Source organism: Variovorax palleresanus (assembly GCF_051144945.1).
GTDB classification, from domain to species: domain Bacteria; phylum Pseudomonadota; class Gammaproteobacteria; order Burkholderiales; family Burkholderiaceae_C; genus Variovorax; species Variovorax paradoxus_S.
Map to the genome: position 1 here is coordinate 652864 of NZ_JBJNVP010000001.1, position 13915 is coordinate 666778.

13 protein-coding genes are annotated in these 13915 nt (G+C 65.9%); 11 read left to right on the forward strand and 2 right to left on the reverse strand.

Annotated elements, in window-relative coordinates; genetic code table 11:
• Positions 1–23: 23 nt before the first annotated feature.
• The gene (locus ACJ7Z0_RS03090; protein WP_434788623.1) at positions 24–1181 is read left to right on the forward strand and encodes an alpha/beta hydrolase family protein; all 1158 of its coding nucleotides are present in this window, start codon (positions 24–26) and stop codon (positions 1179–1181) included.
• Positions 1148–2788: a bifunctional 3-(3-hydroxy-phenyl)propionate/3-hydroxycinnamic acid hydroxylase MhpA gene (mhpA, locus tag ACJ7Z0_RS03095; protein ID WP_434788624.1), complete on the forward strand. Its 1641-nt coding sequence runs from the start codon at positions 1148–1150 to the stop codon at positions 2786–2788. The genes ACJ7Z0_RS03090 and mhpA overlap by 34 nt, the downstream gene beginning before the upstream one ends.
• Here mhpA and ACJ7Z0_RS03100 read toward each other — a convergent pair.
• On the reverse strand, positions 2778–3683 hold the full coding sequence (locus ACJ7Z0_RS03100; RefSeq protein ID WP_434788625.1) for a LysR family transcriptional regulator: 906 nt from the start codon (positions 3681–3683) through the stop codon (positions 2778–2780). The genes mhpA and ACJ7Z0_RS03100 overlap by 11 nt on opposite strands.
• 84 nt (positions 3684–3767) lie before the next feature.
• Here ACJ7Z0_RS03100 and mdlC point away from each other — a divergent pair, with 84 nt between their 5' ends.
• From mdlC to ACJ7Z0_RS03145, 9 genes are read left to right on the forward strand one after another with little or no spacing between them, the layout of a single operon-like run.
• Complete coding sequence (mdlC, locus tag ACJ7Z0_RS03105; RefSeq protein ID WP_434788626.1) at positions 3768–5396, forward strand: benzoylformate decarboxylase; 1629 nt, start codon at positions 3768–3770, stop codon at positions 5394–5396.
• Between the two features lie 41 nt (positions 5397–5437).
• The gene (locus ACJ7Z0_RS03110; protein ID WP_434788627.1) at positions 5438–6889 is read left to right on the forward strand and encodes an aldehyde dehydrogenase; all 1452 of its coding nucleotides are present in this window, start codon (positions 5438–5440) and stop codon (positions 6887–6889) included.
• Positions 6890–6909: 20 nt separating this feature from the next.
• Positions 6910–7875: a Bug family tripartite tricarboxylate transporter substrate binding protein gene (locus tag ACJ7Z0_RS03115; protein ID WP_434788628.1), complete on the forward strand. Its 966-nt coding sequence runs from the start codon at positions 6910–6912 to the stop codon at positions 7873–7875.
• A 22-nt stretch (positions 7876–7897) separates the two neighbouring features.
• Positions 7898–9661 (forward strand): FAD-dependent oxidoreductase, encoded by a 1764-nt coding sequence (locus ACJ7Z0_RS03120; protein WP_434788629.1) that lies wholly within the window; start codon positions 7898–7900, stop codon positions 9659–9661.
• Complete coding sequence (locus ACJ7Z0_RS03125; RefSeq protein WP_434788630.1) at positions 9658–10620, forward strand: Bug family tripartite tricarboxylate transporter substrate binding protein; 963 nt, start codon at positions 9658–9660, stop codon at positions 10618–10620. Before ACJ7Z0_RS03120 ends, ACJ7Z0_RS03125 begins: the two co-directional genes overlap by 4 nt.
• Before the next feature lie 12 nt (positions 10621–10632).
• Positions 10633–11475, forward strand: a complete 843-nt coding sequence (locus tag ACJ7Z0_RS03130) for an intradiol ring-cleavage dioxygenase (RefSeq protein WP_434788631.1) — start codon at positions 10633–10635, stop codon at positions 11473–11475.
• 36 nt (positions 11476–11511) lie between these two features.
• On the forward strand, positions 11512–11856 hold the full coding sequence (locus ACJ7Z0_RS03135; protein WP_434788632.1) for a Dabb family protein: 345 nt from the start codon (positions 11512–11514) through the stop codon (positions 11854–11856).
• Entirely contained in the window at positions 11853–12929 is a 1077-nt protein-coding gene (locus ACJ7Z0_RS03140) for a maleylacetate reductase (protein WP_434788633.1), read from the forward strand. The genes ACJ7Z0_RS03135 and ACJ7Z0_RS03140 overlap by 4 nt, the downstream gene beginning before the upstream one ends.
• On the forward strand, positions 12910–13212 hold the full coding sequence (locus tag ACJ7Z0_RS03145) for a PaaI family thioesterase (RefSeq protein WP_434788634.1): 303 nt from the start codon (positions 12910–12912) through the stop codon (positions 13210–13212). Before ACJ7Z0_RS03140 ends, ACJ7Z0_RS03145 begins: the two co-directional genes overlap by 20 nt.
• A gap of 48 nt (positions 13213–13260) precedes the next feature.
• Here the strand turns inward: ACJ7Z0_RS03145 and ACJ7Z0_RS03150 are convergent, their stop codons facing one another.
• Positions 13261–13764, reverse strand: a complete 504-nt coding sequence (locus ACJ7Z0_RS03150; protein WP_434788635.1) for a nuclear transport factor 2 family protein — start codon at positions 13762–13764, stop codon at positions 13261–13263.
• Positions 13765–13915 lie beyond the last annotated feature (151 nt).

Here is a 13915-nt window from a genome sequence, read left to right on the forward strand (position 1 = left end):
GCGCAGACCAACAGGAGACAACATTGCCGAGCCCTGTCCAGAGCCATGCAGAGGAACGCCGGAAACATCTTGCCGCGATGCAACGAGCCGTTCCCGTCACGAGGATGGTGGACTATGGCGTGCCGCTGGGTGACGCGCTCCACATCCATGGCCTGATCGCGACGGACGATTCAGCCGGCTGGGACGAAATCTGCGAACGGCTGGCGGCACGGCATCATGGCTTTGCAGAGGCCGCAGAGAAGGCTGGCCGGTCCCCTACCGCGGCTCAGGCATGGCGAGCCGCATCGGCGCTGCTTCAATGCGCGCAGCTCGCGTTCAATCAAGACGTGCCTCGCAAAAGAGCGCTCTACGAACAGGCCCATGCCGCGCTCTCCCGACATGCACACTTGAGCGGAGATCTTGCGGAGGTGCAACTATCGACGACATACGGAGCTCTTCATGGTTGGATCGTCCGTCCCGAAAGTGTGGCTGCAACGGCTGCGGTGATCGTTGTGGGGGGGTTGAGCGGCTGGGGGAGCGTGTACCTTGACATCGGACGGGCGCTCGCGGCTCGCGGCCTGCTCGCGATTCTTGCCGAAGGGCCTGGGCAGGGCCTGACTCGTCTTCGAGGCGGAATGCATCTCGACGACCGAACACTGCCGCTCTTCAGCGCTTTCCTGGATCACGCCGAGTCTCTGGGCGTGCGCCGGTGCGGGGTGTGGGGCAACAGCTTTGGCGGCTTGTTCGCTGCACAACTGGCCGCGAGGGACCGAAGGGTGCGAGCGCTTTGCGTCAACGGCGCGCCGATGATTCCCTCGGTCCCTCCGTTCCGAACCGCCCGCGAGCAAATGGAAGCGGTATTCGGTGTCGATGACGGGATTTCTCTAGGTCATCGATTGCAATCGCTGGCCATGAACCCACGCCGTCACCGCATCGATGCCCATCTGCTGGTCGTTCAAGGCGGGCGCGACGCGTTGGTTCCATTGGGCGAGCAGACGTCGTACTTCACCTTGGTGCCAGCCCACGAGAAAGCCGTACTCACGTGGGCGGATGGCGAGCACACCATCTACAACTACGCCCAGGAGCGCAACGCGCAAGCGGCGGATTGGTTTGCCGAGCGGCTGGATCCAGCGGCGGCTTTGATCGAGAACAATGAAGGAGACATGAATTGGAAGAATCCACAAGCTTTGAATTTGACGTGATCGTGGTCGGGTATGGACCCAGCGGTCTTGTCCTTGCTTCGCTGCTGGGACAGCAAGGCCATCAGGTGGCGGTCGTCGAACGCTGGCCGAACTTGTATGGCAAGCCGCGCCTGACACATATCGACGGCGAGACGGCTCGGCTGATTTCCGTCTGCGCGGATGCTGACCACGCCCTGCGGGACGCGTGGACCACGCCCCACTACCACTGGTTCAATGGCAAGGGGCAGCTCCTGCTGGACGTGGGCGGGTTTGGCAATACGCGCCGGATGCTGTGGGATGACCATATCTCGGTCCATCTGCCTCACATCGAGGAGGCGATTCACGAGCGAATCACGTCCCTTCCCAATGTGCACCTCTATCGGGGATATCTCGCCAATGGCCTCGAACAGGACTCCGAGGGCGTCACCCTGAGATGCGTGCCGTGGGGGAAGGCGAAGGATCCCTCTGCTTCGCCACGATCCGAGTTGAGCTTGCGCGCTCGCTACCTCGTTGGGTCGGACGGATCGAACAGCTTCGTGCGCGAGGCCCTCGGCGTCGACCGGATCGACTTCGGCTTCAATGAGCGTTGGCTGTGCGTGGACACCGAACCTCGTCGCAAGCTGCCATCGAAGTTCGACGAAAACGCCATCCAGGTGTGCGATCCCCGCCGTGGTCACATGTTCATGCCGATTGGCACGAAGCGGCAACGATTCGAGTTCGCTTTGCTGCCCGACGAGACCACAGAGGAGATGCAGACCGTCGATGCTGCATTTCGCATGCTCAAGCAGTACCACGGGCTGGAGCCGGAAGACCTGGATCTCATCCGCAATCTCGTCTACACCTTCGAGTGCCGTCTGGCCAAGTCCTGGAAGGTCGGGCGGGTCTTTCTAGCCGGAGATGCCGCACACACGAATCCGCCATACCTCGGACAAGGTGCCTGCTCCGGCATGCGCGATGCCGCCAATCTTGCGTGGAAATTCGACCTCGTGCTTCGCGGGCTGTCCGACGCGAGCCTGCTCGATACATACGAATCGGAACGCACGCCGCACGCCCAGCAGATCATGCTGGACTCGCGTGCGCTGGGACTGGTTGCCAACACCTCGAACCCCGTGAAGGCCGCGGTGCGGGACCTGCTGTTCAAGTTCAATCTCGCGCCGAAACCCAAGTTTCCGGTGCTCACCAATGGCATTCTGGCCAAAGGGGCCGATGGAAGACCCATGCGGCAGGCAGGGACCTTGGCACCACAGGGCCGCATCACGGTGGACGGTCGCACGATGCGCTTCGATGAGCATGTCGGGTTCTCTTTCGCCCTTCTCGCAAACCCCGAAGTGACAGACGAGTTGCCTGCGACGCTCAAGGCCGCGCTGCGGGCGGTCGGTGTCCGGTTCGTCGAGCTGGCACCTGCTTCAGGTGTGTGCCAGGGCGATCGCGTGATAGATGCCGACGGCGTGTACGCCCCATTTCTGGAGTCGCTCGACGCCGAGGCCGTTCTGACGCGCCCCGACTTCGTGGTGTATGGACACGCCGATCGTGCAGGTCTCGTGCATCTGGCCGAAAGCTTCCTGCAGCAGTTGCAGCACACCTCGACAAGGCGGCATCATTCCACCATCAGCGTCCCTAGTCCTTGAAAAGGCCAATGAAGAGATTGCGGATCCAGTGGTGCGCGGGGTCCGATTCGAAGCGGCGGCTCCAGTGCAGCGACACGGTGAAGGCGCTGCGGGGAAGCTCCGCCGGGAGCACCACATAGCGCTTCGGCTCGATGAACCTGCGCGCAATCGCCTGCGGCATCACGACGGCAAAATCGGTACGCGCAATGATCGCCGGCAGCGCAAGGAAGTGCGCCGAGTTGAGCACCAGCCTTTCATCGAGGCCGAGCTGCTGCAGGATGCGAAAGGTCTCCGAGTGCGAGCGCACGGCCACGTACTCCAGGCGCCGCAGGTCCTGGATCGTCATGCGGACATCCGAGGCCTTCGAGGCCTTGGCCATCGGATGCCCTGCACGCACCACCACCGCGTAGCGGTCGCGCAGCAGCTCGACGCGCTCCGTTCCGCTGACCGAGGGCAGAAACCCGAGTGCGAAGTGAATGGCGCCCGTCTCCAGGGCATCGGTGATCTCCCCGTGCGGCAGCGGAGTCGTATGCACCCGTATGCCAGGTGCCTGGCGGTGCAAGGCTTCCATCAGTTCCGGCAGCAGCCGAGCCTCGCCGATGTCGTTCATATGCAGCCGAACGGTCATTCGCGAGCGCGAGGGGTCGAAGGTGTCTTCGTCCCGCAGCACATCCTCGATGGCGGCCACGGCCGGCTGAACGACGCTTGCCAGCCGCTCCGCGCGCAGCGTCGGGCGCATGCGCCCGTTGGCGCGCACGAACAGCGCATCGCCCAAGGCAAGCCGCAATCGCGTCAGGCCTTGGCTGGCGGCCGGCTGCGACAACCCCAGCGCATCGGCGGCGCGGCTGACGCTGCCCAGGCGGTACACCGCTTCGAACAGACGAAGCAGGTTCATGTCCAGCTTTTCAGTATGCATATAACTTATTTTGCTCTAGACATTTCATTGTATTGATGAATACAGCGGCAAGCGCAAAACTGCAGACCTCATCTAGGAGCATTCATGGATCGACACGTCGAAGTTCCCGCGCAAGCACCCCTCTCGGCCAGCAGCACCCTGACCGTGCGGGACGCGGTTTTCAGGCTGCTGCGCGCGTTCGGCATGACCAGCGTGTTCGGCAACCCGGGCTCGACGGAACTGCCGATGTTCATCGACTTCCCCGAAGACTTCCGCTACGTGCTCGGGCTGCAGGAGTCCGTGGTCGTGGGCATGGCGGACGGCTACGCGCAGGCCACGCACAACGCGGCATTCATCAACCTGCACTCCGCGGCCGGCGTCGGCCATGCAATGGGCAACATCTTCACGGCCTTTCGCAACCGCACGCCGCTGGTGATCACGGCCGGGCAGCAGGCGCGGTCGATCCTGCCCTTCGAGCCCTTCCTCGGCTCCACGCAGGCGCCCGAGCTGCCGAGGCCCTACGTGAAGTGGAGCGTCGAGCCGGCGCGGGCCGAGGACGTTCCGCTGGCGATTGCGCGGGCCTACTACATCGCAATGACGCCGCCGCGCGGCCCCGTGCTGGTCTCGATCCCGTCAGACGACTGGGACGTCCAGACCTTGCCGGTCGATGCACGGGAGGTCAGCCGCCACGTGCGCGCGGATCCCGATCTTCTCGCGCGCATTGCCGCGGCCCTCGATGGCGCCCGCTCCCCGGCGTTCGTGGTCGGTGCCGCGGTCGATCGCGACGAGGCTTGGAAAGAAGCGGTTCAACTGGCCGAGCGGCACAACGCCCGCGTGTACGTCGCGCCCATGTCGGGTCGATGCAGTTTCCCGGAAGACCATCCGCTGTGGGCAGGCTTCCTGCCGCCAATGCGCGAGCGCATCGTCGAACGGCTCGACGGCCACGATCTGGTTTTTGCGCTCGGTGCGCCGGCATTCACCTACCATGTGCCGGGCCACGGGCCGCACCTGCCCGAAGGATGCGAGCTGGTGCAGCTCACAGACGATCCCCAGGTTGCGGCCTGGGCGCCGACAGGAACCTCCGTGGTCGGCAGCATCCGCCTCGGGTTACTCGATCTGCTCGAGTGCAGCACGCCGCGCGATCGTCCGGCACCACCTACCCATGTGCGGCCGCCGCGCGTTGCAGAGCCCGAGCCCGGCGAACGCCTGCCGGTTGCGTGGGTCCTGCAGACGCTGGCCGATGTGCGCGCACGCGACAGCATCCTGGTCGAGGAAGCACCGAGCGCACGGCCCGTGATGCACGGCCACTTGCCGATCTTCGAGTCGGAAACTTTCTACACCATGTGCAGCGGCGGCCTGGGTTTCGGCCTTCCGGCCGCGGTGGGGGTGGCGCTGGGCAAGCCCGGCGCACGGGTCATTGCACTGGTGGGCGATGGCTCGGCGATGTACGCCATCCAGGCGCTGTGGAGCGCAGCGCAGCTGGCGCTGCCGGTCACGGTGCTGATCCTGAAGAACCGCCGCTACGCCGCGCTGTACGAGTTCGCGCGCATCTTCGGCTACCGGCCCGACGCGCATGTTCCGGGCACCGACCTGCCCGATCTCGATTTTGTCGCGCTGGCTGGCGCGCAAGGCATGAAGGGGCTGCGCGTCGACACGGCGGAGCAACTGCGTCCCGCATTGCACCAGGCCCTGCAATCGACCGCACCGATGCTGGTCGAGATCGAAGTGGCCTGACAGTTTTTTTCGCTTTTCCAAATCTACAAGGAGACAAGACGATGGGCACGATATCGATGTTGATCAATGGCGAGGACCGCCAGGCTGCGGGCGGTGCCACCTTCGAGCGCCGCAATCCGCTCGACGGCACGGTGGCGACCGTCGCGCCGGCCGCCACGAAGGCCGACGCGGTGGCAGCCGTCGAAGCCGCCGCAGCCGCGTTTCCGGCCTGGTCCCGCACCGGCCCGGGCGAGCGCAGGGCGCTGCTGCTGAAGGCGGCACAGGCCATCGAGGCGAAGGCCCAGGCCCTGACGGATGCCATGGCATCCGAGACCGGTGCCGGCGCCCCATGGGCTGGTTTCAACGTGCACCTGGCCGCCGGCATGCTGCAGGAAGCGGCGGGCATGACGACCCAGATCACCGGTGAGGTCATCCCCTCCGACGTGCCCGGCAGCCTGGCCCTGGGCCTGCGCCGACCGGCCGGCGTGGTGCTGGGCATCGCGCCTTGGAATGCACCGGTGATCCTCGGCGTGCGAGCGATCGCCACGCCGCTGGCCTGCGGCAACACGGTGGTGTTCAAGGGCTCGGAACTCAGCCCGGCCACGCACGGGCTGATCGTCGAAGCATTCAAGGATGCCGGCTTCCCGCCGGGCGTCGTCAACTTCGTGACCAATGCGCCGGCGGATGCGGCCGAGGTGGTCGAAGCGATCATTGCCCATCCAGCATTGCGCCGTGTGAACTTCACAGGCTCCACCCGCGTCGGCAGGCTGATCGCACAGACCTGCGCGAAGTACCTGAAGCCGGCGGTGCTGGAGCTTGGCGGCAAGGCCCCGCTGGTCGTGCTGGACGATGCCGACCTCGACGCCGCGGTCAACGGCGCGGCCTTCGGCGCCTTCGCCAACAGCGGCCAGATCTGCATGAGCACCGAGCGCATCATCGTGGACCGCAAGATCGCGGACGCCTTCGTTGCGAAGCTCGCCGCCAAGGCAGTGCAGCTACCGCTGGGCGATCCGCGCAAGGGGCCGGTGGTGTTGGGTTCGGTGGTCGATGCGAGCACCGTCGAGCGCTGCAACGCGCTGATCGACGATGCCCTTGCCAAGGGCGCGAAACTCGTGTGCGGCGGCAAGGCCGACAGCACGCTGATGCCCGCAACGCTGCTCGACCACGTCACGCCGCAGATGCGCATCTACCATGAAGAGAGCTTTGGTCCCGTGAAGCCGGTGGTGCGTGTCGACGGCGTCGACGAAGCGGTGCGTGTGGCCAACGACAACCCCTACGGGCTTTCCTCCGCCGTGTTCGGGCGCGACATCGCGCGTGCCTGGGACGTGGCCAACCGCATCGACTCCGGCATCTGCCACGTGAACGGCCCGACCGTGCACGACGAGGCGCAGATGCCCTTCGGCGGCGTGAAGGATTCAGGCTACGGCCGCTTCGGCGGCAAGGCCGGCATCGACGCCTTCACCGAGCTGCGGTGGCTCACGGTGCAGACCACCGACCGCCACTATCCGTTTTGATGAAGCGCAGGAGACAGCCCATGAAATCCCTGCTCGCAACCGCGGCGCTGGTGCTCGGCCTCGGGCCGTGCGGCATCGCCCAGGCCCAGGATTGGCCCAGGCAGCCGATCAAGATCATCGCCAACTTCGCGCCCGGCGGCGCGGCCGACCAGCTCGCCCGCGTGATCAGCGCGCCCTTGCAGGAAGCGCTCGGGCAGCCGGTGATCGTCGAGAACAGGGGTGGCGCTGGCGGGAACCTCGGCGGCGATTTCGTCGCCAAGTCGCCGCCTGATGGCTATACCTTCCTGATGAGTTCCGGCGGCATGGTGTCGATCAATCCGCACATCTACGCAAAGATGCCCTTCGATCCGGCGAAGGATCTCGTCCCGGTCGCATCCGTCGCACGCGTGCCGTTCTACCTGGTGGTCCGTGCCGACAGCCCGGTCAGGGACTTCAAGGGCCTGGTCGCCGACCTCAAGGCGAACCCCGGCAGGCGGTCGTTCGGATCGCCCGGCAATGGGAGCTCACCTCATCTCGCGGCGGAGATGATGACGGGCCAGACAGGGACAACGGCCATTCATGTGCCCTACCGCGGCGCGGCGCCCGCGCTGACAGACCTGCTGGGTGGCCAGATCGACTTTCTCTTCGATCCGGGAATCAGCATCCAGCACGTCAAGACCGGCAAGCTGCGCATGCTCGCGGTGGCAAGCCTCAAGCGCGCGCCCCAGATGCCCGAGGTGCCGACGCTCGACGAGCTCGGACTGAAGGGCTTCGACGCCGACGCGGTGTTCGGCCTCTACGCCCCCGCCGGCACACGGCCGGCCGTGATCCAGCGGATCAATGCCGAAGTCAACCGCGCGCTGGCACTGCCGGCCGTCAGGGCGCACATCGAAACCCTCGGCAACGTGCCGGAGCCGCTGACGCCTGCAGCCTTCGGCGACAAGGGCGCGGCCGATTTCAAGCGGCTGGGCGCCGTGATCCGGGAGCGCGGCATTCGCGCCGACTGATGCAAGAAGAAGAAAGAACTCGATGACCGCCACTCCCCGGCCTGGCGCCGGCCACCCTCCCCTCATCGCCACGGACGTGCTGATCGCCGGCGGCGGCCCCTGCGGCCTGATGCTCGCCAACGAACTCGGCCGTCGCGGCATCCGCTGCTTGGTCGTCGACGCCAAGCCAGGCACGGCCTTCAACCCGCAGGCCAATGCGACACAGGCCCGAACGATGGAGCATTTCCGCCGGCTCGGCTTCGCGCACGAGATCCGTGCGCTGGGCCTGCCTGCCGATCACCCCACGGACATCGCGTACTTCACGCGCTTCGCCGGCCATGAGCTGGCGCGCATCAGTCTGCCCACCGCGGCCGAGGCTGCGGTCAAGGTCAAGGCGATGACGGGGTCCTGGAGCGCCGCCGAGCTGCCGCATCGCGTGTCGCAGAAGTTCGTCGAGCAAGCCCTGCGTCGCCATGCGCAGGCCTGGCCTTCCGCCGATGTGCGCTATGGCTGGCGGCTGGAGCGGTTCAGCGACGACGGTGAGTCGGTGAGCGCCACGGTGCGGCCGAGCGAAGGAGGTCCGGCGCAGGACGTGGTCGCAAAGTTCCTGATCGGTGCCGATGGCGCGCGCAGTCTGGTCCGGCAACAGCTGGGCATCGAGTGGGGCGGCGTGAGCGGCATCCAGCGCGAGTTCATGGGCGGCAAGATGTTTGCCATCTACTTGCGTGCACCCCAGTTTCTCTCTGCGCTGCAATCTCCCAAGGCCTGGATGTACGTGGCCGTCAACCACGAAAGGCGCGCCTTCATGGCCTCGGTGGACGGCGTGTCCGAGTACGCCTTCCATGCGGCGCTGCGTCCCGGCGAAGACGCCGAGGGCTGGACCGAGTCCGATGCGCGCCGCGTCTTCGCCGAGGCGCTGGGCGCCGAGGTGCCGATCGAAATTCTCTCCATGGGCACCTGGCTCGCCGGGCATGCGCTGGTGGCGCAGCGCTTTCACAAGGGCCGGGTCTTCATTGCGGGTGACGCGGCACACCTGTTCACGCCCACCGGCGGGCTGGGCTACAACACGGCCGTCGAAGACGCGGTCAACCTCGGCTGGAAGCTCGCGAGCGTGATCCGCGACCAGGCACCGCTGGCGCTGCTCGACAGCTACGAAGCCGAGCGCAGGCCGCTGGCCGAGCGCAACACCGGCTACGCGCGCAAGTTCGCCGACTCGGTGGGGCTCTTCGCGGCAAAGCCCGAACTGGAAGAAACCTCCGTGCGGGGCGAAGCCGAGCGCAAGCTCGCGGGCCTGCACTTCGATGCGCATGCCCGCCTCGAATTCAACATTCCGGGCGTGACCTTCGGCGGCCGGTACGACAGTTCGCCGATCATCGTCAGCGATGGCGCTGCGCTGCCGCCGGACGAGCCGAATGCCTACACACCCACCGCCAGTCCGGGCGGCCGGCCCCCGCACGCGTGGCTCGATGACGGACGCTCGCTGTTCGACCTGTTCCACGCCGAATGGACCCTGCTCGCGCTGGGGCCTGATGCCCCCGCTACCGAGGCCTTCGAAGCCGCGGCCCGCAATTTGGAAATGGATCTGCGCGTCGTGCGGCTGCCGCAGCCGGCCCTGCGCGAACTCTATGAAGCGCCGCTTGCGCTGATCCGCCCGGACCAGATCGTCGCATGGCGCGGTGCAGCCGCGGACGATGCAGCAAGTGTGCTGTCTCGCGTCACGGCCCGGTCTTTCGCCGCAGCGCCGCACGCCACGTCAACACCTTCAACAACAATCTCCGTCGATGCGACGGGAGGAAACCGCGCATGAAAGTCAGCACCCCACTTCTTCGTCTCGCCGTCCTTGCAATGGCCTTGGCGATGGCTCCTTCGGCATTCGCGCAGGCTTGGCCAACCAAGCCGGTCCGCCTGGTGGCGGCATTTCCGCCGGGCACCCCGGGCGATGTGATCGCCAGGTTGATACAGCCGGCGCTTCAGGCCGCCTGGAATCAGCCGGTCGTCGTCGAGAACAAGACAGGCGCCGGAGGCAACCTGGCCGCCGGGGAAGTCGCGCAAGCCAAGGATGGCCACACACTGCTCGTCGGGCCCGACACGATCCTCACCATCAATCCCCATCTGTACAAGAAGCTGGGCTTCGATCCGAGGGCTTCACTCAAGCCGGTCACCTACTTCGCGAGTTTCAACCAGTTGCTGGTGTGCAATCCAGCCGCCGAGGTCCCATCGCTCGCAAAGTTCATCCAGTTGCCTTCCACCCGGCTGTATGCCTCCGGCGGCGCGGGCTCGCCAAGCCACATGGCAATGGAGATGCTGCTGGCCACGACCGGAACGAGGCTCACCCATGTGCCCTACAAAGGTCCCGGCCCGGCCGCGCAGGACGTGATGGGCGGCCATGTGGACTGCGGCTTCATCGTCTCCTCCGTCGTCCTGCCGCATGTCCAGAGCGGGCGGCTGCGGGCGATCGCCGTCTCCGGCAAGGAACGATCGGGCCTGCTGCCCGGGGTTCCGACGGTTGCCGAGAGCGGACATCCGGGCTTCGATGCCACTTTCTTCGAGACCTTGGCCGCGCCGTCGAGCTTGCCAGCCGCTACCGTCGAGAAAATCCAGCGCGACGTGCGTGCCGCCCTCCAGGCTCCGGCCGTGAAAGCACGTCTGGCGGAGATGGACCTGCGTGTCGAGGGCTACAGCACGCCGGAGGCGCAGCGGCGCAGCCTGGAGGACTTCGCCAAGTGGGGTACGGTCGCGCAGCGGACCCAACTGCAACTGGACTGAAGGAGAGCCATCATGCGCAATCTGAACCATCACACCATCACCGACGCCGTGCTTGCGCGGCAGGCGCAGGCGGCCGACCCGCGGCTCAAGCGCATCATGGACAGTCTCGTGCAGCACCTGCATGCCTTTGCACGCGAGGTGGAACTGACCGAAGAAGAGTGGTTCAAGGGCATCCAATTCCTGACCCGCTGCGGCCACATCACCGACGACAAGCGCCAGGAGTTCATCCTGCTGTCGGACGTGCTGGGCCTGTCGATGCTGACGGTGGCGCAGAACAACGACAAGCCTGCCGGCTGCACCGAGGCGACCGTGTTCGGCCCGTTCCATGTGGAAGGGGCGCCTCACTACGAACTTGGCGCGGACATCTCCAATGGCGCGCGGGGGGTTGCCTGCGTGGTGCGCGGCACGGTGCGCGGCATCGGCGGAGAGCCGGTCGCCGACGCCCGCATGGACGTGTGGCAATCGGACGAAGACGGCCTGTATGACGTGCAGCATCCGGAGATCGACCATGCGCAGGCGCGCGGCATCGTGCACGCCGACAGCGAGGGCCGCTACCACTTCCGTTCGATCCTCGCCGTTCCCTACGCCATTCCGCACGATGGCCCGGTGGGCGATCTCTTGAAGGCCACCGGGCGGCATCCCTGGCGTCCTGCGCACCTGCACTTCCTGATCGAGGCGGATGGCTACGAGAAACTGATCACGCACGTGTTCCGCAGCGACGATCGATATCTGGATTCGGACGCCGTGTTCGGTGTGCGCCAGTCGCTGATCGCCGACTGGAAGCAGCAAGCCGACGGCTCCTACGTCGTTGAATATGACTTCGTGCTGAACAAGCGGGACGCTGCGGATGCCTGACAACTCGCCTTCTTCAACAACTGCAAAGGACACGCAATGATCCGGCACATCGTCATGTGGGACGTGAGCGGAGACACGGCCGAAGAAAAGCAGCGAAACATGGACTGTATTCAAAGCGGCTTCCATGGCCTGCGCGGCTCCGTTCCCGGGTTGCTCCACCTGGAGATCGGTGTGGATGCCAGCAACGTTGACTATGCCTGCGACGTGGTGTTGTACAGCGAGTTCGAATCCTGGGAAGCATTGGCCGCGTATGCGGTGCATCCGGAACATCTGCGGGTGCGCGACGAACTGGCTGGCGTCCGCATCGCCCGGCATCAGGTGGACTACGAAGTCCGGGCCGGCAGAGCCTGGGCTGAGCACGATGCAGCGGGGATCGCATGAAGGACTTCGTCTACAACAGCCAGCCGTCGCGGGTGGTGTTCGGCGCCGGGAGCTTGGCGCATCTGGAGCGCGAGATCGAACTGCTCGGGGCGCGCCGTGCGCTGGTGCTGTGCACGCCTGAGCAGCAGGACCAGGCGCAGTTGGTGGCCGGGCGTCTTGGCAGCCGCGCGGCGGGCATTTTTGCGCGCGCCGTCATGCATGTGCCCATCGAGACGGCGCGCGAGGCCCGCGACGAGGCGCGCCGCCTGGGCGCAGACTGCGCCGTTGCCATCGGAGGTGGCTCGACCACCGGCTTGGGCAAGGCCATCGCGCTGGAATCCGGTCTGCCGATCCTTGCAATCCCCACGACTTACGCGGGTAGCGAGATGACGCCGATCTACGGCATCACCGAGGGCGGCTTGAAGAAGACCGGCAAGGACGCGCGGGTGCTGCCTCGCACCGTGATCTACGACCCTGAGCTCACGCTGACGCTGCCAGTGGCCATGAGTGTTACGAGTGGCATGAATGCGATTGCACACGCGGCCGAAGGTCTGTACGCGCGCGACGGCAATCCCGTGATGGACCTGATGGCCGAGGAAGGCATCCGCGCACTGGCCAGGGCGCTGCCGGCCATCCGCCGGCGCAGCGACGACATCGATGCGCGCGCAGATGCGCTGTATGGCGCGTGGCTGTGCGGCACGGTGCTCGGCAATGTGGGCATGGCGCTGCACCACAAGCTGTGCCACACGCTGGGCGGCAGCTTCAATCTGCCTCACGCCGAGGTGCACACGGTGGTGCTGCCTCAGGCCATCGCCTTCAACGCGCCGGCGGCGCCTGAAGCCATGTCCCGCATCCAGCGCGCACTCGGGGGAGCAGCGCAAAGCAGCGCCGCGGCGAGCCTGTTCGATCTGGCGAGAGACAACGGGGCGCCGGTGGCGCTGCGCGACATCGGCATGAAGGAGGATGATCTCGACCCTGCGGCAGATATCGTCGTGAGCAATCCGTACTGGAACCCCCGAGACGCCGGCTTGGCACAGCGCGGCGAGATCAGGCAACTCCTCCAGAACGCCTTCGATGGCATCCGGCCTGAGTAGGCTCCTGTTGTGGTCCAACACAGGTACGCTGGCGAGCATGCTGGACCTCGCCATGGCGATGGGAGTCTTGTCGCAGCTGAAGCCAGGCTGTACATGCGCCACCATCAGCCTGACCGTGAACATGCAAAGCGCCGGCCAGGAAGGCCAGTTCATTGCGGTCGCGGGGGTCGACCGGATCGGCCGGCAGATTGCCTTCGCCCACGCGAAGCTCTATGACGCGGAGCGCTCGCGGCTGATTGCAAGTGCGACATCGTCGCTCGCCGTCATTCGGCTGCGCCCCTAGGGTGGTGCGCTGGCCCGCCTGCGCAGACCGGTCCTTCGACTTTCGCGATCAGGGTTTCGGCGGCTTCACGGCACCGTCCCAGTGCTCGACGATCTTGCCGTTTTCGAGGCGGAACATGTCGAACCAGGTGGTCGTGTACTTTCGCGTTGCGTCCTGCGGCTCCGGGTACTCTCGCACGAAGCTCAATATCACCGTGTCGCGCTCGGCGACGATCGAGACCAGCGGTGCCTTGATGCGAGCCTCCACCGGCAGAGGCGTCGGAGTCCGTCGCGAGATGAAGCCCACCATGGCTGCACGGCCGGTGGGCACGTTGGGGTTGTGCTGGATGTAGGACTCGGCAACGTACTTGTCCGCCTGCGCCACCTGTCCCGCCTCGAAGACCTCACGCCAGAAGTCGTAGACCAGGCGCTTGTTGGCGCGCAGCACCGGATCAGCGCTCGCCAGGAGCGCCTCCTGATCGGCGGCCGGCTGAACCGGAACCTGTGCTGCCGCGGCGAGGGGCAAGCTAGCGGCAAGCGCAAAAAGGAGATGTGCGAACAGAGGGTTCTTCATGGATCAAGGCGGTTGTTGAGGGTCTCTGGACCGCAGCCGTTATAGACGATCAACGCGGGCCTTGTCTTTGAAAAGGCCGATGAAGAGATTCCGCGCCAAGGCTCTATTGGTAGCCACGATGCTGCCCTCGTCCCGATCGCGCCGGCTCGAG